The 19,088-nt window shown below is 65.4% G+C and carries 29 protein-coding genes; 17 read left to right on the forward strand and 12 right to left on the reverse strand.

Annotation, left to right across the window (positions count from 1 at the left end; all coding sequences use genetic code 11):
• Window positions 1–667, reverse strand: a 667-nt coding sequence (locus MKK67_RS07060) for an MCP four helix bundle domain-containing protein (protein ID WP_243963051.1), incomplete at its 3' end; no start/stop codon positions are given.
• Window positions 668–1,017: 350 nt separating this feature from the next.
• Between MKK67_RS07060 and MKK67_RS07065 the strand changes: the two genes are divergently transcribed.
• From MKK67_RS07065 to MKK67_RS07075, 3 genes are read left to right on the forward strand one after another with little or no spacing between them, the layout of a single operon-like run.
• Window positions 1,018–1,443, forward strand: coding sequence for a hypothetical protein (locus MKK67_RS07065; protein ID WP_243963052.1), 426 nt, complete (start codon window positions 1,018–1,020; stop codon window positions 1,441–1,443).
• On the forward strand, window positions 1,443–2,639 hold the full coding sequence (locus MKK67_RS07070) for a glutathionylspermidine synthase family protein (RefSeq protein ID WP_243963053.1): 1,197 nt from the start codon (window positions 1,443–1,445) through the stop codon (window positions 2,637–2,639). Before MKK67_RS07065 ends, MKK67_RS07070 begins: the two co-directional genes overlap by 1 nt.
• A 43-nt stretch (window positions 2,640–2,682) precedes the next feature.
• Window positions 2,683–3,129: a hypothetical protein gene (locus MKK67_RS07075; protein ID WP_243963054.1), complete on the forward strand. Its 447-nt coding sequence runs from the start codon at window positions 2,683–2,685 to the stop codon at window positions 3,127–3,129.
• Between the two features lie 75 nt (window positions 3,130–3,204).
• Here the strand turns inward: MKK67_RS07075 and MKK67_RS07080 are convergent, their stop codons facing one another.
• Complete coding sequence (locus MKK67_RS07080) at window positions 3,205–3,507, reverse strand: PilZ domain-containing protein (RefSeq protein ID WP_243963055.1); 303 nt, start codon at window positions 3,505–3,507, stop codon at window positions 3,205–3,207.
• Between the two features lie 352 nt (window positions 3,508–3,859).
• On the opposite strand from MKK67_RS07080, the gene MKK67_RS07085 reads away from it, so the two are divergent.
• Window positions 3,860–4,159, forward strand: a complete 300-nt coding sequence (locus MKK67_RS07085; RefSeq protein WP_243963056.1) for a hypothetical protein — start codon at window positions 3,860–3,862, stop codon at window positions 4,157–4,159.
• 584 nt (window positions 4,160–4,743) lie between these two features.
• Here MKK67_RS07085 and MKK67_RS07090 read toward each other — a convergent pair.
• Window positions 4,744–6,042: a GNAT family N-acetyltransferase gene (locus MKK67_RS07090; RefSeq protein ID WP_243963058.1), complete on the reverse strand. Its 1,299-nt coding sequence runs from the start codon at window positions 6,040–6,042 to the stop codon at window positions 4,744–4,746.
• 81 nt (window positions 6,043–6,123) lie between these two features.
• Between MKK67_RS07090 and MKK67_RS07095 the strand changes: the two genes are divergently transcribed.
• From MKK67_RS07095 to MKK67_RS07135, 9 genes are all read left to right on the forward strand, one after another.
• Entirely contained in the window at window positions 6,124–7,152 is a 1,029-nt protein-coding gene (locus tag MKK67_RS07095) for a LysR family transcriptional regulator (RefSeq protein WP_243963060.1), read from the forward strand.
• Window positions 7,153–7,386: 234 nt separating this feature from the next.
• Window positions 7,387–8,331, forward strand: coding sequence for a hypothetical protein (locus tag MKK67_RS07100; RefSeq protein WP_243963061.1), 945 nt, complete (start codon window positions 7,387–7,389; stop codon window positions 8,329–8,331).
• 321 nt (window positions 8,332–8,652) lie between these two features.
• A complete protein-coding gene (locus tag MKK67_RS07105) occupies window positions 8,653–8,919 on the forward strand; it encodes a hypothetical protein (RefSeq protein WP_243963062.1) in 267 nt (88 codons plus the stop codon).
• Window positions 8,920–9,113: 194 nt separating this feature from the next.
• Window positions 9,114–9,263 (forward strand): hypothetical protein, encoded by a 150-nt coding sequence (locus MKK67_RS07110; protein ID WP_243963063.1) that lies wholly within the window; start codon window positions 9,114–9,116, stop codon window positions 9,261–9,263.
• A 13-nt stretch (window positions 9,264–9,276) separates the two neighbouring features.
• Window positions 9,277–9,507, forward strand: a complete 231-nt coding sequence (locus MKK67_RS07115; protein WP_243963064.1) for a hypothetical protein — start codon at window positions 9,277–9,279, stop codon at window positions 9,505–9,507.
• On the forward strand, window positions 9,504–9,653 hold the full coding sequence (locus MKK67_RS07120) for a hypothetical protein (protein WP_243963065.1): 150 nt from the start codon (window positions 9,504–9,506) through the stop codon (window positions 9,651–9,653). The genes MKK67_RS07115 and MKK67_RS07120 overlap by 4 nt, the downstream gene beginning before the upstream one ends.
• A 1-nt stretch (window position 9,654) precedes the next feature.
• A complete protein-coding gene (locus MKK67_RS07125) occupies window positions 9,655–9,822 on the forward strand; it encodes a hypothetical protein (protein WP_243963067.1) in 168 nt (55 codons plus the stop codon).
• Entirely contained in the window at window positions 9,819–10,112 is a 294-nt protein-coding gene (locus MKK67_RS07130) for a hypothetical protein (RefSeq protein WP_243963069.1), read from the forward strand. The genes MKK67_RS07125 and MKK67_RS07130 overlap by 4 nt, the downstream gene beginning before the upstream one ends.
• Entirely contained in the window at window positions 10,109–10,312 is a 204-nt protein-coding gene (locus MKK67_RS07135) for a hypothetical protein (protein WP_243963071.1), read from the forward strand. Before MKK67_RS07130 ends, MKK67_RS07135 begins: the two co-directional genes overlap by 4 nt.
• A gap of 91 nt (window positions 10,313–10,403) precedes the next feature.
• On the opposite strand, the gene MKK67_RS07140 is transcribed toward MKK67_RS07135, so the two are convergent.
• From MKK67_RS07140 to MKK67_RS07150, 3 genes are read right to left on the reverse strand one after another with little or no spacing between them, the layout of a single operon-like run.
• Window positions 10,404–10,955, reverse strand: coding sequence for a hypothetical protein (locus tag MKK67_RS07140; protein ID WP_243963073.1), 552 nt, complete (start codon window positions 10,953–10,955; stop codon window positions 10,404–10,406).
• The gene (locus tag MKK67_RS07145) at window positions 10,952–11,281 is read right to left on the reverse strand and encodes a hypothetical protein (RefSeq protein WP_243963074.1); all 330 of its coding nucleotides are present in this window, start codon (window positions 11,279–11,281) and stop codon (window positions 10,952–10,954) included. The genes MKK67_RS07140 and MKK67_RS07145 overlap by 4 nt, the downstream gene beginning before the upstream one ends.
• The gene (locus MKK67_RS07150; protein WP_243963076.1) at window positions 11,281–11,484 is read right to left on the reverse strand and encodes a hypothetical protein; all 204 of its coding nucleotides are present in this window, start codon (window positions 11,482–11,484) and stop codon (window positions 11,281–11,283) included. The genes MKK67_RS07145 and MKK67_RS07150 overlap by 1 nt, the downstream gene beginning before the upstream one ends.
• A gap of 300 nt (window positions 11,485–11,784) precedes the next feature.
• On the opposite strand from MKK67_RS07150, the gene MKK67_RS07155 reads away from it, so the two are divergent.
• Together MKK67_RS07155 and MKK67_RS07160 are read left to right on the forward strand one after the other, a co-directional pair.
• A complete protein-coding gene (locus tag MKK67_RS07155) occupies window positions 11,785–12,507 on the forward strand; it encodes a hypothetical protein (protein WP_243963078.1) in 723 nt (240 codons plus the stop codon).
• Window positions 12,507–13,127, forward strand: a complete 621-nt coding sequence (locus tag MKK67_RS07160) for a DEAD/DEAH box helicase (protein WP_243963080.1) — start codon at window positions 12,507–12,509, stop codon at window positions 13,125–13,127. Before MKK67_RS07155 ends, MKK67_RS07160 begins: the two co-directional genes overlap by 1 nt.
• On the opposite strand, the gene MKK67_RS07165 is transcribed toward MKK67_RS07160, so the two are convergent.
• The 4 genes from MKK67_RS07165 to MKK67_RS07175 all read right to left on the reverse strand — a co-directional run bounded on the left by MKK67_RS07165 (window position 13,054) and on the right by MKK67_RS07175 (window position 14,588).
• Window positions 13,054–13,314 carry a hypothetical protein gene (locus tag MKK67_RS07165; protein WP_243963082.1) on the reverse strand — a complete coding sequence of 87 codons (261 nt, stop codon included), beginning with the start codon at window positions 13,312–13,314 and terminating at the stop codon, window positions 13,054–13,056. The two genes, MKK67_RS07160 and MKK67_RS07165, sit on opposite strands and share 74 nt — an antisense overlap.
• A 364-nt stretch (window positions 13,315–13,678) precedes the next feature.
• Complete coding sequence (locus MKK67_RS32865; protein ID WP_409568376.1) at window positions 13,679–13,984, reverse strand: DUF6883 domain-containing protein; 306 nt, start codon at window positions 13,982–13,984, stop codon at window positions 13,679–13,681.
• Window positions 13,965–14,216 carry a DUF4926 domain-containing protein gene (locus MKK67_RS07170; protein ID WP_243963084.1) on the reverse strand — a complete coding sequence of 84 codons (252 nt, stop codon included), beginning with the start codon at window positions 14,214–14,216 and terminating at the stop codon, window positions 13,965–13,967. The genes MKK67_RS32865 and MKK67_RS07170 overlap by 20 nt, the downstream gene beginning before the upstream one ends.
• A 66-nt stretch (window positions 14,217–14,282) precedes the next feature.
• On the reverse strand, window positions 14,283–14,588 hold the full coding sequence (locus MKK67_RS07175; protein WP_243963085.1) for a DUF1127 domain-containing protein: 306 nt from the start codon (window positions 14,586–14,588) through the stop codon (window positions 14,283–14,285).
• A gap of 113 nt (window positions 14,589–14,701) precedes the next feature.
• On the opposite strand from MKK67_RS07175, the gene MKK67_RS07180 reads away from it, so the two are divergent.
• Complete coding sequence (locus MKK67_RS07180; RefSeq protein ID WP_243963087.1) at window positions 14,702–16,093, forward strand: PLP-dependent aminotransferase family protein; 1,392 nt, start codon at window positions 14,702–14,704, stop codon at window positions 16,091–16,093.
• Window positions 16,094–16,097: 4 nt separating this feature from the next.
• Here MKK67_RS07180 and MKK67_RS07185 read toward each other — a convergent pair whose 3' ends face one another.
• Window positions 16,098–17,435: a sensor histidine kinase gene (locus MKK67_RS07185; protein WP_243963088.1), complete on the reverse strand. Its 1,338-nt coding sequence runs from the start codon at window positions 17,433–17,435 to the stop codon at window positions 16,098–16,100.
• Window positions 17,435–18,100 carry a response regulator transcription factor gene (locus tag MKK67_RS07190; protein ID WP_092038362.1) on the reverse strand — a complete coding sequence of 222 codons (666 nt, stop codon included), beginning with the start codon at window positions 18,098–18,100 and terminating at the stop codon, window positions 17,435–17,437. Before MKK67_RS07190 ends, MKK67_RS07185 begins: the two co-directional genes overlap by 1 nt.
• Window positions 18,101–18,355: 255 nt before the next feature.
• On the opposite strand from MKK67_RS07190, the gene MKK67_RS07195 reads away from it, so the two are divergent.
• On the forward strand, window positions 18,356–19,036 hold the full coding sequence (locus MKK67_RS07195; protein WP_243963089.1) for a DNA-binding protein: 681 nt from the start codon (window positions 18,356–18,358) through the stop codon (window positions 19,034–19,036).
• The last annotated feature ends 52 nt before the right edge of the window (window positions 19,037–19,088 follow it).

Consider the following 19,088-nt stretch of genomic DNA (forward strand, 5'->3'; position numbering starts at 1 on the left):
TGCTCATCGCGCCCGCCATCCTGCGGATCGGGACGGAGATCGTGGTCACGGACATCCAGCCGACCGCGAGAGTGATCGCAGCGACCAGGCCGAGGACGACCAAGATCGCGAACTGGCCGCTCCGTCCAAGCTCGGCCGCTACAGTGGCTTCCTGCTTTCCTGCAGCTTCGTTGAAGCCGACGGCCGCCTTGAGCGCCGCGCGGGCGGCATTCAGGGCAGGCAGCATGCCGTCCAACAGGTAGTCGCTTGCACCCTTGGCGTCGCCGGCGTCCAAGTGCCTGAGATACTCGTCAGTCATGGCCGTATAAGCCGGAACTGTGGTCGCAACCGCCTTCCAGAGAGCTTCTTCGCCGGCGCTGACGAAGGGCACGTACTCCGCAAGATCCTTGGCGACGTCGGACAGACTTGCGCGCAGGCGCGTCAGGGACTGTGGTCGGCGTTCTGGATTGGACACGAGGTAAGCGAGCTGCCGGCTGCGAAGGGCCTCGAAATCGGCGCCGAGTCGCCCGAGAATGCGAACCGATGGTAGCGTATTGCCACCAAGGCTGTCGGTGGCGACGCTCAACTGCTGTAGCTTCGCATAGCAGAAGGCACCGAGCCCAGCTGACAACACGAACAGCAGGGATAGCGCCCCGATGAGACGGGCCCGGATGGTGAGGTTTGACAACAAGACCAGCTCCCTTACCGCTGCTGTCTGATCTCAAGTAACGATTAAGATTATGCTTATGACGATCGTTATATCCGCTTCGCCGGCGGTCTACTCGACCAGGAAAGATAATTACAGACGCCGCCGGTCTGCCATTGTTCGCCGAAGCCGGCACTAATGGCACACGCTGGCCGAGATCCCCCTTCCGCGGTCGGCGGCGCTGTTTCAAGGCTTGCAAGACGGGCGGAAGGGCATTCGTGCCACGTTGGGACGGCCTATCGCCCCACCGTGCATTCGGCCTCGACTGACGTCGGTCTGGTGCCGCTGAACTCTTTGTGAAGATGGCAGCAGGCGGATACAATAACCGCATCATGAAGCGGTCCCGCCACGTCACCCTCGTCCTCCTCGGCACAACGGCGCTCGCCGGATGCCAGGATGACCGGTCCGCGCCGCCCCAACCGACGCCGCAGCAGTTCGCCGAGAGTCTCGCGCTCCCAGTACCGAAGCCTCGGTGCGACCGGCCGGAGGACTTCCCGCGGCCGGAGTGCCACGACCCGCAGGCGCCGGTCGCCGCGGCCAGCACCGGACACGCTTCGTCCTCGGGCGGGCATGGTGGCGGTGGGATCTTCTGGTTCTTCCACGGTGGCGGCTCGTCCTACGGGCCATCGACGCCGGCAGCCCATGCCTACGCCTCAGCCGGTCCCGCGGTCCGCGCGGCTGCACCTGCCGGCACCACCTCGTTCGGCGGCTTCGGCTCGATCGGACGGGCCATGGCGAGGTTCGGCGGAGGTTCGTGATGCGGCGCCACAGCTTCACGCCCCGGCCGGGTTGGCGCGCACTCGCCGACGAGAGCGGCTTCGATTTTCACACCGATGAGGACGGACACGCGGTCTGGTCCGAGTCGGCCGCCTACAGCTTCACCATCGCGCAGATCGAGGAGGACCTAGAGGCGCCCACCGCCGCGCTGCACCGGCTCTGCCTCGATCTGGCTGGCGAGATCTCCGAAAGCCCGGCGCTGATGGCCCGCCTCGGCATCCCGGACTGGGCGCAATCTCTGGTGACGCGCAGCTTCCGCGCCCGCGACCCGTACCTCTACGGACGGTTCGACCTGGCCTACGACGGCGCCGGCCCGGCAAAGATGCTGGAGTACAACGCCGACACGCCGACTGCCCTGTTCGAGGCCGCGGTGTTCCAGTGGCGGTGGCTGGAAGACCTCAGCGCGAGCGGCGCGCTGCCGGCGGACGCCGACCAGTTCAACTCGGTCCATGAGCGCCTGGTGGCCCAGCTCGGCCGGATCCGAAGCCGAGTCGGCGATGCGCTGCACCTGACCTGCATGACCGAGTTCCCGGAGGACCGCGGCACGGTCGGGTACCTCGCGGACTGCGCCGCTCAAGCTGGCCTGCAGGTGCGCCTGATCGACATGTCGGACATCGGCCTGCATCTAGAGGGCGATCGCACGTCTTTCATCGACCGAAGCGGCGCGCCGGTCCATCTCCTGTTCAAGCTTTACCCGTGGGAGTGGTTGTTAAGGGACGGCTTCGGCCCCGCGATCGCCGCCACCTCCACCACCTTCGTCGAGCCGGCCTGGAAAATGGTGCTGAGCAACAAGGGCATCCTGCCGTTGCTCTGGGAGCGCCACCCGGACCATCCGAACCTGCTGCCGGCCTACTTCGAGGACGACTCGCGCAAGTTCGAGCTCGATAAGAGCTTCGCCCGCAAGCTTCTGCTCGGCCGCGAGGGGGCCAACGTGACGATCGTCACGGACGGCCAAGTCGCTGCGACGGAGGACGGGCCGTATGCTGAGAGCGGCTACGTGCGTCAGGCTTTGGCGCCGATCCCCGAATTCGACGGCCGGCGCGTCGTGATCGGCTCCTGGGTGGTCGGCGACGAGCCGGCCGGGATCATTCTGCGCGAGAGTGCCGGGCCGATCTCCAACGACACTTCGCAGCTCGTGCCGCATTTCATCCAGTCAGGAAGGGTGGCAGACGTATGAAAACCCCTATCGAACGAAGGAAGGACGGAGGAGGCGCTCGGGAATGCCGATCTACACGGGAGGGCGCGTCACACGGATGATGCTCCGCGAGCAGCGAGATCGGCTCTACGTGTTCGCGGACAATCTTGAGCGGCGTGGCGTCCGCGGCCAGCCAGACGAGATGCGCGGTGAGCCGAACGCCATCGGCATCCCGACGAGGCGATCTCCCAGTCAGCTCGTCGACGCTTTCTTCAGCGACAATGATCTCGACGCCTATTACATCGAGAGCCGGGCCGCGTTTCAGCGCCTGGTTGGCCGCCTCCGCAAGGGGGGCATCGTGGTTCTGCCCGTCGATGGGCTTGGGACCGGGTCGGACCGTCTCAAGGACAAGGCGCCCCTGATCTGGCAGCAGCTGCAATACGACCTCGCCCGGTTGCATGCGGCTGCCGAGGAGGCCGCTGCGTCTGTCCCGCCAATTTTGGTCGGCGAAGACGAACCGATTAGACCGTAGCCGGCAGGTGAACAGCGATCTCGCCCGGTATTTGGATGAGAGCGTCGAGAGGATGCAGTAGGGCTTGGCGGTGGATCAGGCCAAAATCGGCTGCCTCCGCAATGTCGGCCGGGGGCGCCATTCCGTCACAAGCGTGTCCGCGATGCAGCCGATCTGATCGTCCTTCCGCCACGCGGCACGACAGACCAGCGTCTCCCCGGTACCATCGACAGTAAGAATGAATGCGTCGGGCACGTCGTCTGTGCTCGGCAGCGTGACCTTGATGCCGCTCGACGAGCGATCGGACACGATGCATGGCACGGTCCTATGCTCGTCGATCAGGATCCTGCCGGTGATGTCCGACAGATATGAGCGGGGCTCTGCTCGGCGCTCGATCATTAATAGGGCTCAATATTGTCCGAGAACAGTAAGCCCGATGCGCGTGGAGAACATGTCGCTTAAAACGCTCAAATTGTCCGCATTGCTTTGAAAGGGGCGTCAGAGGTTGGCTGCCCCCGCTGTTCCGCCATCAACCAGATCTTCGTGGTCGCCAAATCTGTCGAGCGAGAAGCGTCTTCTGGTGGACACAAGGCTCGGGCATGGCGCCAAAGCCACGATCTGTATTCCTGGAACATGCTAGGAACGACGAGCGGCGATGTGGGCCGCGCCCCCGCGTTCAATGCTGCCCCGCCAGGAAGGTCCGCCACTCCCCGTAGGCCTCGGTCACACGCCCTCCTGGACGAGCGGCGACGTGCTGCTATGGCTCAAGCGAGCGTTCAAGACCAACCCGAAGACGCGCAGTGCGGCTGAGATCCGGCCGCTTAATTGGTTGAACGAGTATCTCGACATCGCCGATCCGGACTGGACCAGAAAGCGAGACGTACTACTCGCCTGGGCACGATGCCGAGCGGAACGGGAGAGCTTTCAGGAGCTCATCCGCGAGATGGGCTGGAAATCGGCTACGACTTATCGCTTGCGCGATGAGGCCGCGGCGCAGATTGCATCCAGAATTAATGCGACTATCGTCGGGCTGCACGGTCATGCTGGCTGACGAGCGCTGGCATTCACCAAGCTGATCTTGCGCCATTGAACACGGTTGGTTTCGCGCCGTGATCGAGACCGTGTATAGTGTGAGTAACCACAGTTAAGTAAGAGCTGGCCGCATGGGCGAAGGGAGTGATGATGACAAGGTGCGTATGCACGCCCAACTTGAGCGGATCGCCGACCTACTCGATCGGCCGACAGCCGATTTCTTCGGCGCAACAAGTGCTCAAGCCGTAGCCCGCGACACGACCGAACTTCTAGCGATCTTGCATGCTATGGTCGATCCCGCAGATCGAGCCGAACTGTTTAGATACGCCCATTCGATCCTCGCCAGGCGCCGAGGCCGTCCGCAGTAGATGTGAAGAGCGGCGCGCGACGCAGTGCGTCAGGCGTCGCTTTCTCTCGATCGGATTGATCGAGCCAAGGCGATCGCAGCCTGGTACGCCGCCAGCTCCGCTGCCGCTATAACGGCAGTATCGCCGAGCTTTCGTGCGGCTTCCAAGAGATCAGCGGCGAGTTCAGCGACGCGCATTGCACACTCGCGATCTGGATCCGTTGCATCGGTAGGCTCATTCAGCGATGAGATCATGATCACGCGCCCGCAACAGGGCCGCGAACATTAGGACGAACGCTTGCCCGCTCAGCCGGCGAAACCCGCTTGGAAGAGGGGCGGGAGGGTGGTCGAGAAGCTGATTGGTCCAAGATACCAGGTTCGTGCCAGCGTCCCTCAGGTCGCAGTATAACGAATGGATCTGTAGCCATCGAGATGGCGTCGGGATGTTCGTCAAGGTCAACGATCATCTCAACATAGTCAAAATCTGAGAACGTGAATTCCCGAGCCTTATCGGCCACGCGGGCACCGAGCACCTGTTTCCAAAATTCTACATAGCGCTTCTGCACATGCCCATAGATCGTCCGGTAGCCCTTCATTCGGCAAAATTCCCGGGCTGCTCGAATAATGACGAATGCGATCTCTGATCGACGATGTTCACGCCGCACAGCGACACGTTCGAGCTTCGCGAAGCCCGCAAAGAGGCGGATGCGGATCGTTGCGGCCGGCTCATCGTCAATGTAGCCAATCAGATGCGTAGCTGAAAGATCGTTTCCATCGAACTCCTCTGCATACGGGCAAATCTGCTCGCCGACGAAAACGGAGCTTCGAATGGATATTACTTTATTGTAATCCTCTAAATTGCGAACGACACCGACTGCGTACTTCGATGTAGGACTCGGATAACTATCATAGATGGGCCGCTCGACCGCCTGGGCGGTCCGCCTAAATACATAGAGTGTAGCGTTGCTTACGACGGCAGTCGTATCGACCGGCTCGAAGCCAAGCTGGGGCATCAAGTTTTGCCCGGCGAACGTGGCCAATCGTGAGTACAGATCTGCGTCCCGGCGCAAAGGAGCGCAGACCTGCTCGAAGGCCAGACCGATCCCCCCAGCCATCTGGCCTGGCGCATATATCGCGGCAAAGTAGATCGCGGCCGCCTTCTCGTGCTGGCCGACAAGGTGTTCCTCGTTTGGATCGCGGGCATCAAAAGAACCGTCGAGTAGAGCGAGATGTCCCGCCAGCGAGAGCGGCAGGACAGCAAAGAACCCTTGCGCGATCGGATTAGCCCAATCGAACGTTTTCTTCAGAGCGATCGCACGTATGACATCAGGATTGGCGGACATCATGCGGCGAAGTGCATCCACGGAAGAAGATGGGCCAACTTCAGCTTTCCACAATTCCAGAAGTCTCTCAATTTCAGTCATACTTGGCGAGAAAATCACGACGCGACGCGCTGTCCGTGTCACATCCAGATTATGCAAACTGTGCCGACCATAGACCTCGACGGACGGGCTAGCATTAGCGAATATCTTCGTAGGAGGGTGATGAGCGGTCATGGTCTGGAATTCGCCTGTACAAATACTACCTGAAGCGGCGCAATGTTTTGCATTGTTTGCGGGGGCTGTATGCGACCAGCGGTGAAACGCGGTGTTCCAGTAAGGGAACGCCTGCCGGGCGAGCGGACTGAAGCGCAACTGGATTGGCAACTGCTCCGCTTGTTTCTGGAGCTTCGTCGCGCAGGCAGTTTCCGCGCAGCTGCCGAACGCCTTGCCCTGTCAACCAACACCGTGCGCCGACGCGTAGAGGAGCTTGAAGCGGTGCTCGGCGTGTCATTGTTCACGCGACATGTGGACGGAGTCCGACCGACACCTGAAAGTGAGCGCATCTTGGACAGCGCGCTGGCGATGGAAGAGGCTGCTTTCTCTGTTCTGAGGGCGCGTGACACGCTTGGAAGCGATGTCTCCGGAGACGTCAGGATTGCTGTGACCGAGGGGCTGGGTTCAGTCTGGCTGACGCCAAGGCTGGCCGAGTTCCAGCAGCAACATCCACAGTTGCGCATCGACATGAACTGCGGCCTAAGCTCAGCAGATGTTCTGCGCATGGAGGCCGACATTGCAATCCAGCTCACGCGCCCAACTGCAGTCGATCTCAAGATAATCCGACTAGGGTATCTGCACTCGATGCCATTTGCATCGCGAAATTATATCGCCAAGTATGGAAGTCCCCAATCCGTTCGCGATCTTGCGGATCATAGGCTAATTTTGCAAGTCGCGGAGCACACTGGTCAGTCGACCCTCTTCCAATCTGCAATCCCGGACATGGATCGTGCGCCCTTCGTGCCCTTCACTTCAAATGCCAGTACCGTACATGGATTGGCCATTGCGAACGGCATGGGCATCGGTTGGCTGCCGACGTACATTCACTCGCTACAGCTCGGGATCATTCCAATCGATTGCGGCGTCAATTTCCAGTTTGACATTTGGCTGACTTATCATCCCGACACGGTCAGGGTTCCGCGGGTACGTCAGATGATTGATTGGCTTCGAGCATGTTTCGACGGCAGACGATATCCTTTCTTTAGGAAAGAATGGATTCACCCGAACGACCTTCCTATACTTGATAAGCATCTTCCTCTTTCGCAATTTTATCGCGGTTACATCCCGTAGTCAGAGCTGACTTGATATGTTTAGCAATTCCAAAAGTTTCACGGCGGTATTCTGCTGTTTGTGTCGAGCCGGCGGAAAGCTATCCAGTTGCCATGCGAGCGAAGCCTCGCAACGCTGAGGCAATCGTTCGCGCCCGATTGGGCCAAAAAATAATGCTTGACCCTGAGAAAACCGGACCCGGATCAATGTGGTGTTGCTGACCGGTGTGGGTTGGCATGAGGATTGGGGACCACCGTGCAAGCATCGACGCAGAGCACCACCCAGAGCGCGCAGAAGCGCCGCAAGATGACGATCGAGGAAGTCCTCCGCTGGACGATCCGGGACGAGCTACCCAAGCGCCGCGACGATCAACCGATCCGGGGGCCGATGCCGCCGGCGATGCACGCGATGTGGCGTGCGGGCGTATTCGGGGGACCGATTGACAACTGGTCGCGGGAACCCGGCATGCCGCTGGCCATGGGTGACCCTCATCCGGACGCGATCACGATCGAGGCGCACCTCCAAGTTCTGGGCGAGACCCTGCAGCTGGCCGCGGCCGGCTCGGCGGCGTGCCCGCTCGACCTCTCTGCCTACCCGATCCAGACCGAGCTGCGCGGGAAGGCGAACCTTGAAGTTCTGATCTCAGCTGCGCTGCACGCCACCCCCGCCTGGCTCATGACCTGCGCGATCCGTGGCAGCCGACCGGACGTTGGTGGCGGCATCGAGGTTGAGGCGGTGAAGTCGGACAACGGCAAGATCACGCTCTGGCGCACCATCACCACGCCCTGCGGCGAGGGCCCGGACGGCAAGCCGTGGTTCGCCAGCCATGACGAGATCGCTACCTCGAAGGGCGACGCCCGCGACACCGGCCTGTTCTGCAAGCTGAAATTCACCCGAACGGGCGCCGAGGTCGTCGAAGAGCAGCTGCGCTATGCGTTCTGGCACGCGGCGCTCGCCTACTTGGTGCCCGCGCTCCAGTTCCTCACCAGCATCGAGGTTCTGCCGCCGAAGTCCAGCGCCGCTCCCTGGATCGAGCCGCAGGAAGAGGACCGCGCCCCGCTGCCGAACCTGCGCCCCCGCCGTCACATCGAACCCACGAACCGCCGGGCCGCAGGACGCAAAGCCCTTCCGCTGCGCGCCTCGCCGGTCCGCAAGATCGACCCCCGCGATTGGAGGCCGGCCAGCGAACGAACAGCTTGACCGGGAGAACGGCTTGCGGTAGTTCGGACCCTGCAGAGTTTTAGAAGGCCCCGGCGGAAACGCGCGGGGCCTTCGTCGTTCCGGGCATGGCCCGAGCGAGATGGTGCGGCGCGCCACGGCGCGTGAAAAAGGCATCGCAGTAAGCCGGCCAGCCAGGACGCCCGAAAGACCCGCAGCCGCCCTCGGGCGGTGGTTGAAGCTGTAGCCCCGGCCCGCACCTCCCCCTTTCGCCCGATCACGACCCGCTTCACCCCTGACAGATCGGCGGTGTGACGTGACGGGCGAACCCTATATGGTCGACGCCATGCCGGATCCGCTGCCGTGACAGAGCGCGAGATAGCCGAGCGCCTTCGGCTGCTATGCGGCCAGGCCGACAGGCTGAAGATGCCGAGCCATCGGCACACGGCCGAGTCGTTCATGGAAGACCGCGACGAGATCCGCGACGGCCTCCGACGCTTCTATCGCGAGCTCACCGGGCACTGGCCCGATCAAGAAGGCGGTGGCCCGCCGCGTCGGGCGCCGGCGCCGGTGCCAGCCGCAGTCCTGCGCCACCGGGAACGTCTCAGGGCTACGGCCAAAACGGCCTGATCGAATAACGGCGGGCCGGGCTCTGCTGAGGGGCGTTGGCGCCCGACCCGCCGGCTACGCCGAGGCTTTTGCACGGCCCGACGCAGCCGCCCGACCTTGCCCATATCGGGTTTCAAATTCGTATCACGGAACCGTGATCGAACCCGCTGTTCGACGCCAACCCCGCTCCGGCGGGGTTTTTCTTTGGAGCGTCCATGTCCGCCTCCCAGCGCGCTGCGCTCCTCGACCTGTGTGCCGCGATCCAGCGCTGCGACTGCGCCCCGGCCGACATCCGCTTCCGCGCGCACAGCCTGCAGTTCCGGCTGGCGTTCGACGCCACGTTCTTCCGCTCGATCTTCGGCTGAGAGCTCGACCCGCATGAACCTCAGCGCCTCCGACCTCGTCGACCAGGCCGTGGAGCAGCTCGCTCCGATGGTGGGCACCTCCGCCTCCAGCCTCCGCGCCGCGGCCGACGCCTTCGACGCCTACGCCGCCAAGGCCCCCTCCGCGATGCACGAGCGGATTGCCGCCGTGGTCGGCGAGGAGTGCCGCAACGCCGCCGACTGCGTGCAGGTGCGCCGGGCCTTCCTGCAGGGCTTCAGGTCGTGAACATTCTGGCGCGCATCGCCCTGCTGGTCGGTCTGCGCCGCGCCGAGCCGGTCAAGATCCGTTCCTGGCGCGATCCCGCGCCGGCGCTCTGCATCGGTCGGCCGGTCCACGCCGGCCGGGCTCTGTCTGTCGGTGAGGCCCCCTGACATGGACGGCCTGATCCTCGATGTAGCCGCGCCCGAGCGCATCGCGCCCTTCGTGCCGCCGGTCTGCCTGTCCCCGGTGACCGCGCAGGTGCTGGCGATCGCGCTGATCCTGCTGCTGGGCATCGTCCTGCAGGAAACCTTCTGCGACACCAAGGGACCGCGGCGATGACGATCCGTAGTTTGCTCGCGCTTCTCATCCTGGAGATGGCGCTGGCGACTGCGATCCTGCTCGGCGCCATGGCGACCGGCCGGGCCGAGACGATCGGTTGGCGCATCGAGGTCCAGGCCTGCACCAAGGCCTGCCGGACCATGCTCGGCCGCCAGCGCGCCGAGGGGAAATACACCTGCACCACCCGGGCCGCACGCATCGCCGAGTTCGCCGACCTCACGAAGCTCCTGCCGGCCGGATCGCGGATCACCGCCCGCTGCCTGCCCGTCGAAGGGATGCCCGGCGCATGAACACGGTCTACGCCCTGATCCTGGTCTGCGCCGCCACGACGGCACAGCCCGACTGCACGCGCGAGACCGCGCTCGACGTCATCACCGCCAAGACGCCGTCCGTCTTCGCCTGTCTCATGACCGGTCAGACGAGCGTCGCCCGCGACCAGCTCCTCGGCGATGGCCGCTATTTGAAAACCGTCTGCGGGTCGCGTCCGTAAATTCGAACCGTCGACTCGTATGGCCTTACGAACTCGCCTGTATCGATGTCGATCGCGTGAACCGAAGGGTCTAGTGAGGTGCAACGCGCACTTATTGCCCTTGCTTGGCCGGCGGCGTCTGGGAGGGTTGTGAGGTTGAACCGCTGGATCGAGTGGCGATGGCCTGATCCGTTAGATCTTTGAATTGGATCCCTGTCTGAAAGGCGAAGGGTACCACCGCTGCGATAATCCCCGCGACGCCTACGATGGCGGCGACGATGATGGCGCACACCGTCCAAATGTTGGTCTTGAGCGACCGATTATCGTTGCGAACCTCGCCGAGCGTTTGGATCAACAGGTCGATTTTGCCTTCGAGACCCTTAAGCTTCGTATCACCGCGAGCTTCTGCTGCAGCAATTTTGGCGTCGATCTCTTCTCTTGTCGGACCGGCCATTGGTTGCCCTACCATTGGTTGTGCTGGCGAGACCAGAGGCTGTTCGGCAGCTACCTCATCATCAAGCGGCGCGGCTTGAACGTCCGATCTTTCGCTAAATTCGCCCGCCTCGCTTGAAGGGTCACGGGCGTGCGCAGTCGGCAAGCGTCCCCTTGCTGCCAAAATATCTAGCAAGGCTCGTTCTACGTTGCGTCCAGCTCCCTCACTCATTCGCCATCTCGTTTCTTGTTGTCCTCCTCGCGTAGTCTCTGTAGTTCATACTTTATTATAACCTTGTTCATGAATTTAGTATTACCACACTCAATACATGCAACTGGATAAGTGATTACATCGTAGCCTTCATCATTAAGGAATGCCGGCTTAGATATGTGTGATATGGCGTTCGTTGTTCCTGGCGCCGAGGGGGTAAACCAAGAGCTAGTGTCGCATATCTCACAGTTGTATTTGCGTCTTCTAAGATAAGAGAGAATATCCGCAACAGGTATCTCTGCTTCATTATGCGGATCGTATGGATCGAGTTCATCGCCTTCCGCCATCAGTTCGCCCCCTGGGAGCCCTTGGCGTGATCGGGATCGTCATGGGTACGGATGACGATGCCTCGTTCGACAAGTCGCCGTACGGCCTCCGCACGCGAAGGCAGATCGGGTTGTCCGCGGCGCCACTCGTCGAGCGTCGACAGGAAGGCATCTGACACGCGCATTTGGAAAACGCGGTCATGTTCTCGTTTGGTTTCGGCCATCGTCAACATGTGCTGAATGTACCGCGTGTATTGACACGGCACAAGCCTCGTGTAATGACATGACGGACCAGAGATGAGGCGGCTACCTCGCTCTCCGATCCTCCCCACAGCCCGCACGGAGATGCAGGTCATGGATGTCATCACACATAGCGCGTTTGCGCTCCGTTTGCATGAGCGCAAATCCAAGCCAGTTGGACCCGCCACCGCGGCGATCCGAACGGTGCGCGGAGAGGAAACACCGAACAACCGAAGCGAAAGCTACATGCTGCTTGTAGCTGTGATGCGCGTCGGAGCCGTCCGATGAGCGGCGGCATATCTCGTCGGAGCATGCTCGTCGGCCTCACGACATCCACCGTTCCGACGCTGCCGGTACTCGCCGGCGACACGCATCCAGACGCAGAACTACTCGACCTCTGGCGACGTCGCGGCCTCGCGGAAGCGGCGGCGAAGGCTGCGGGCAGGCGACACGACGACTTGTCGGACGCGACGAAGTTGCCCCTGCCGCCCGAGGCGGTGTTTGTTCAGGCTGGCGACGAGGGCTTTGGCTTCCTGGGGCTGGCGACAGCGCACGGATCCGGTCGGCTTTGGTATTCTGTCCAAGCGCCGGGCGCTGGCGGGCGGGCAGGACCACTGCGCCGTCGCCGGACACGGATCGTGGACGAGCCGTTCCCCGAGGGGCACTCGCTGCATGGCACGGACAGCACAATCGGCCGGCGCGTGGCATGGCCGGAGGCGCAGGCCAGGGCCGATGCAATCGTGGCGGCCTGGGACGGCTGGAAGGCTGAACTAGAACGGATCTACGCGGCGAGTGGCCTCCATGCTGCCGAGGCCGAATGGGAAGCTCTGGACGATGCCCAGAACGAACTCGATGGCGCGATCCGCGACGCTACGGCGCGCACGCTCGACGGCCTCAGGATCAAGGCGCAACTCGCGCAGATTGATCTGGATGAGGAGACGCGGCCCGACCCCGGGCTGATCGCCGGGCTGGTACGCGACATCATGGCGATGCAGGCTCAGGCCTGATGCGCCTGCGCCCTTATCAGATCGACCTCGTGGCAAGGATTGGCGCGGCGCTCTCCGAGCATCGCTCGGTCCTGCTCCAGCTCCCGACCGGTGGAGGCAAGACGCACATCGCGGCCCATGTTGCGGGCGTGTCGGCCGCGGTCGGCGAGCGGGTGTGGATCGTCGCGCATCGGCGAGAGATCGTCGGTCAGACGAGCCGATCCATGGCCGAGCTCGGCGTGCCGCACGGCGTCGTCGGCGCCGGTCGTCCGTTCGAGCCCGACCGACCTGTGCAGGTGTGCGCGATCGGCAGCCTCACGCGGCGGGCCGACGCGCTGCCGTCGCCCGACCTGATGATTTGGGATGAGGCGCACCACGTGGCGGCCAAGTCTTGGGCAGCCCTGCGGGCGCGCTTCCCGGCGTTGCGTCACCTGGGTCTCACGGCGACGCCCGAGCGCCTGGACGGCAAGGGGCTCGGTGAGTTCTTCGCGGAGCTGATCACCGCTTCTTCAAGCACCACAATGCGCTGCGGGAGGCCGAGACCGAAGGGGTTCGAGGCGTCCTCGCTCACCCTTTCACCGGATGCGCCAGCAGGATCGCGGTGCGGACCATGTTGCGCTTGTAGGCGTCACGGTCGGTGAGCAGCGCGTCCTGGGAAGCTTTGTGGCTCGCGATCGCCGCGACCAGGTCCAGCGTCCAGCCCTTGGCCAGAGGGTAAGCCTCGGTCGCCAGGTCGGCCAACACCGCATCGACCGCGGCGGTGATCTCGTCGTCGCTCACGTCCGATATGCGACGCAGATCGCTGACGCTGGGGGTCTCTTTGGCCATGGCGATCAGCTATCGCAGCCACCTCTCGTCGTCCATGACGCGTAGTCCAGGATCGTCAGACTCTGGCGCACCGCCGAGGAGATTTTTGAAGACCAAAAGTCTGACGGCCCTTTGACGGATCTGCATTTCCGCCCCGCCTGTCACGCCGGAGGTCGCGGGTTCGAGTCCCGTCGCCCGCGCCACTTCCATAAGTCTCTTAAAATCAGAATTTAGGTTTGCCCTTCGCTCGCGTCGGAGGCGTCCTATCGAGTACGCGTTGTTAGGGCGTTTTGGGGCCTGACACGGAGAACTTCGATGATGCGTTGCGCCGTGCGGGCAGCGGGATGACGGTAAGGAGGCGACCGTAAAGGTCCTCTTCGATGAGTCAGACGGAGCGAATCCAGGGTTCCCGGCCATCGACACCCTTAATTGGGCCTTCGCAGACGATGCGCCTGGACCCAACCGCGTCGAAAATCATTTGCGTGTCCGGTGCGGACACGTAATGGCTTACCAAGGCATCTGCCAGAATGTTCGGCTGATCCGCTGAAAATCCGAAGCGAAGCAAAAACTTTGCCTTCGAGCCCCCTTCGGGTGCGTAGGATTCAGCAAGTAACCGACGATCTTCTCGCCCTGGATGCGCAACCCCAGGAGTGCCGGCAGGCCCGCGCGACTCACGGCGTGTGGCGACCAGTGCGTCTCAGATTGACTGGTAGCACTGTCGCGAGGGCACCCGCCGGCTCCGGAAATTCGACGAAAAAGGCTTCGCCGCCCTTCCAGACCCCGACGATGGTCCCTTCGGTGCCGGCCGGGATCGTATCGCCGTCATCGGTCACGACTGGTGCCAGCGCGACCACGTCGTCGAGATCCCGAAGCGTGGCCCCGGGATCCTCCTTCCGCAGCAGGTATGAGAAGTCGACCGACATCTCTTGAGATTGGCGCCTGCGATGAACGTGCGCAAGTCGATGACCTCCGCACAGCGGACCGAAGCCTCAGGCCGAGGGCCAGTCGCCCACGCCCCGCCCCCGGCGGCGCGCGTCCCGCCGCCCCACCAGCAACGCGATGGCGTCGTGCCGCCCCGGCACGCCCGCGTCGGCGACGTCCTGCGGGGTCAGGCCAATATCCTTCAGCTCCCGCGCCGACAGGGTCGAGAGCCGGTGCAGGACGCGCCGGTTCATCGCCACGCGCGACAGTCCCGTCCGCACCTCCGCGGCGGCTTCGGCGATCGCCTGGATGGACCGGGCGAGCCAGGACGGCCGACCTGCGGCATGGGCGGTCTCGGTGAGGCACTGGTCCATGATTCGATCCTCCGTCTGTTCGGAACCCGGCGATCTTGACCACACGGGACTGGCGGCGACAGGAACAGTTCAGTACGATTTGGATGAATTGTCCGGTCGGAAAGGCAGTACGGATGCAGGTCGCCACCAAGCTCGCCGGGACGCGCGTGGAGACCGTGGCCGGCGAGATCCGCGAGCGGATCGCGGCGCGCCATCTCGTGCCTGGGGTCCGGATCCCGTCGGTGCGGGCCTTCGCGGAATCCATGGGCGTGTCGAAATCGACCGTCGTGGAGGCCTATGACCGGCTGGCCGCCGAGGGCACCCTGGTGGCGCGGCCGGGCTCGGGCTTCTACGTCGCCGGCAAAACCCGCCCGCTTTCGCTGCAGGCGATGGGGCCCCGGCTCGACCGGATCGTCGATCCCCTGTGGATCACCCGCCAGGCCCAGCAGGCCGGTGCGGACCAGCTCAAGCCCGGGGCCGGCTGGCTGCCGGATTCCTGGATGCCGCACGAGGCGCTCCGGCGGGGCCTGCGCCGGGTGGCGCGGGCGGACCTCGCCGAGATGACCAATTACGACCGCCCGCTCGGCTACGAGCCCCTGCGGATCCAGATCGCCCGCAAGATCGCCGAGAAGGGCGTGGGCGCCGAGCCGGACCAGATCGTGCTGGTCGAATCGGCCACGCAGGCGCTGGATCTGGTCTGCCGGTTCCTGCTCCAGCCCGGCGACACCGTGCTGGTGGACGATCCCTGCTACTTCAACTTCCTGGCGCTGCTGCGGGCGCACCGGGTCTCGGTGGTCGGCGTGCCGCTGACCCCGGAGGGGCCGGACCTGCGGGCCCTCGGGACCCTGCTCGAACGGCACCGGCCGCGCTTCTACCTGACCAACGCGGCGCTCCAGAACCCGACCGGCGCGAGCCTCGCCCCGGCCATCGCCCATAGGCTGCTGAAGCTGTGCGAGGCGCACGACACCCTGATCGTCGAGGACGAGATCTTTGGCGACCTCGAACCGGAGCCGGCCCCGCGCCTCGCCGGGTTCGACGGGCTGGAGCGGGTGATCCAGATCGGCAGCTTCTCAAAAACCCTGTCGGCGGCGGCGCGCTGCGGCTGGATCGCGCTCCGGGCCGACTGGGTCGAGCCCCTGGTCGACCTGAAGCTCGCGCTCAGCCTCGGCAATGGCCACGTCACCGCGGCGCTCGTGCACAGCCTGATCACCGAGGGCTGCTATCGCCGGCACCTCGCCGAGACCAAGCGGCGGCTCGCCGGCGCCATGGTCCAGGCCTCGGCCGAGCTCGGCGCCTGCGGCCTGGAGCCGTGGGCGCAGCCCCGGGGCGGCTTCTTCCTGTGGATGCGCCTGCCGGACGGGCGCGATGGCGCCGAGGTGGCGCGCCGGGCGCTGGCGCAGGGCATGGTCCTGGCGCCGGGCACCGCCTTCAGCCTCTCCGACGGCTGGAACGGCTACATGCGCTTCAACGTCGCCCACTGCATCGACCCGCGCATCCGGCCGATCTTGAGGGCGGCTTTGGCCTGACCGATCACGCCGGCAGCAGCAGCTCCGCCTTCAGGCCTCCGAGATCCGAGCGCCCGAGGGTGAGGCCGCCGCCGTAGAGCTCGGCGAGTTCGAGGGTGATTGGCAGCCCGAAGCCATGGCCCGGCACGCCCTCGTCGAGGCGGCGCCCGCGGGCCATGACCGCTTCGGCGGCCGCGCCGTCGAGGCCCGGCCCGTCATCCTCGACCCGCACCCCGATTCCGCCGGCCTGGCTGGCGGCCGCGACTCGGACCCGGGTGCGGCACCAGCGGCAGGCATTGTCCACGAGGTTGCCGAGCATCTCATCGAGATCCTGGCCCTCGCAGGGCACCGACAGGTCATCCGGCACGGCGAGCTCGATCGCCACGCCCTTCTCGGCATAAAGGCGCACCAGGGCGTCGCGCAGGTCCGAGACCCGGGGGGCCAGGGGTGTCCGCCCCCGGGCCGAGCCGGCGAGCGCCGCCGCCCGGGCCCGGCGCAGGTGGTGGCGGACCCGCCGGTCCATGTCGTCGACCTGGAGGCGCAGCGCCCCGCCGGGATCGCGGGCGGGGTCGGCCAGGGCCATCGACAGGGTCGCCAGCGGCGTCTTGAGAGCGTGGGCGAGGTTGGCGACGTGGCCGCGGGCGCGCTCCAGGTTCTGCGCGTTCTGGTCGAGCAGCGCGTTGAGTTCGGTGACCAGCGGCTTGATCTCGGCGGGCTGCTCCTCCGGCACCCGCTCCCGGCGCCCGGCGCGCACGGCGGCGAGGTCGGCCCGCAGGCGTCGCAAAGGCGCCAGGCCGAGGCGGACCTGCAGCGCCAGACCGGCGATCAGGCAGAGGCCGAGGATCCCGAGGGCCAGGGCGAGGCTGGTCAGAGCCTCGCGCAACGGCCCGTAGAGGGCACCCCGGGGAGCCCCCGCGACGATGGTAGCGGGGGGCGTGCCCGGCACGGTGAGCACGCGCAGGATCAGCCGCTCCCCCCGCGGCCCGGTTCCGTCCGCGGGGTGCGGGTGGTCGGGCTCGTCGTCGGGGCCCGGCTCGGTGACGGTGATGTGGCCGCCCCGCAGGGAGCCCGAGCCGAAGGTCTCGGACCCCCGGCGCACCTCCCAGGCCCAGCCGGGGCCGTCCCGGTCGAAGGGCGGTGCGTCGCGATTCTGAGAGAGCAGCCCCGCCTCCAGCCCGGCCCGGAGGGCGACGATCTGGGCGTCGAGATGCCCCTCGATCTGCCCGCGGACGAATCGGTGCAGGATCACCCCGATGGCGAGGCCGGCCACCACCAGGGCGGCCAGCACCAGCACCACGGCGGCGGCCAGCAGGCGGGTCCGCAGGGAGCGGTGCGGCGGCGGTCCTTTCTTCGGCGGCGGCATCAGGCCGGGTCCGCGTGCAGGCGGTAGCCGTGGCCGCGCACGCTCTCGATCCGGGCCGGGGCGATCTTCCGGCGCAGGCGGGTGATGATCACCTCGACGGAGTTCGAATCGACATCCGCGTCGCCCTCGTAGACCCGCTCGATCAGGTGCGGGCGCGGCACCACCGCGTCGCGGTTGAGCATCAGGCAGGACAGGACCCGCCATTCGAGGCCCGTGAGCTTGAGCGGCAGGCCCTCGTGCTCGAAGGCGCCGAGTCCCGTGTCGAAGCTCAGGGGCCCGCAGGCGATCCGGCTGGCCCCGCCGCCCTGCGACCGGCGCACCAGGGCGCGCAGGCGGATCACCAGTTCCTCCACTCGCACCGGCTTGACCAGGTAATCGTCCGCCCCCGCCTTGAAGGCCGCGACCTTGTCGCTCCAGCCGTCCCGGGCGGTGAGCACCAGCACCGGCAGGGTCCGCCCGGCGGCCCGCCAGGCCCGCAGCACCGAGACGCCGTCGCCCTTGGGCAGGCCGAGATCGAGCACCACCGCGTCGTAGCCCTCGGTCTCGCCGAGATGCTGGGCGTCCTCACCGGTGGCGGCCCGGTCGAGGACGAAATTTTCCGCCCGCAGGACCTTGGCTAGGGCGTCGGCGAGCGCCGCGTCGTCCTCCACCAGCAGGATTTTCAAGCGTTCGCCCTCCCCGTGCCTCGGCCGCCGGACATCACAACGCTGCGGGAAGTTAGGGCCGTCTTCTGACGCTGCCCATCAATCCGGCCTCCCGGATCGGCCGGCGCCGCCAAGTCCTTGATCGCCCGCGCGTCTCGGCCATAGGCGGGCGGGTTTAACCGGGGCTGAACCGGGCGGTTCAGACCGGATTGGCGGGGGCGCCTTACGAAGGAGCCACGGACCGATCGGGTCCCGAACCTTCAAAGGACGACACCGATGAGCGACGACAACACCATCGACGGCACCGCCCGCGAGATCCGCGAGCCGGCCCCCGCCAAGACAATCAAAAAGATCCCGGCGCGGAGCTGGGTGGTGGCCGCGATCGCCGCGCCCCTGGCGCTCGGCGCCGCCGGTCTGTCCCTGGCACAGGGCAATGCGTTCCAGCCGACGCCGGTGGATCCGGTGGCGATCCAGGCGCTCGCCCCGTCGAGCGCCACCGCCATCAAGGGCGAGGTCGCCGAGATTTTTGGCAACAAGTTCGTGGTCCAGGACCCCACCGGCCGGGCGCTGGTCGAGACCGGTCCCGCCGGCGAGGGCGGCAACCTCGTCGCCAAGGGCGAGGCCGTGACCGTGCAGGGCCGCTTCGAGACCGGGTTCCTGCATGCCAGCGTCCTGACCCATGGTGACGGCCGCAAGGTGGTGATCGGCCCGGCCGGCGGGCCGCCGACCGGCAGCCTCGACTGGGCCAAGGACAAGCTCGGTCTCGGGCCCACCCCGGACGTGCCGGCGCTGACCGCCGCCGTCCAGGCCGCCGGCTACGGCGACGTGCGGGTGACCGGCCGCGGCCCGCGCCACCTCGAGGTGGCAGCCAAGGACCGCGACGGGCGCGAGCATCAGCTCCATGTCGGCTTCGACGGCCAAGTCCGCGAGCTGCCGGTCCCGGGCGCCCGGCTCTGACGGCTTGATGCAACTGTTTCGGCCCTGCCGCGTCCTCCTGTCACTCACCCGG

It is taken from the genome of Methylobacterium sp. J-072 (assembly GCF_022829425.1).
Classification (GTDB): domain Bacteria; phylum Pseudomonadota; class Alphaproteobacteria; order Rhizobiales; family Beijerinckiaceae; genus Methylobacterium.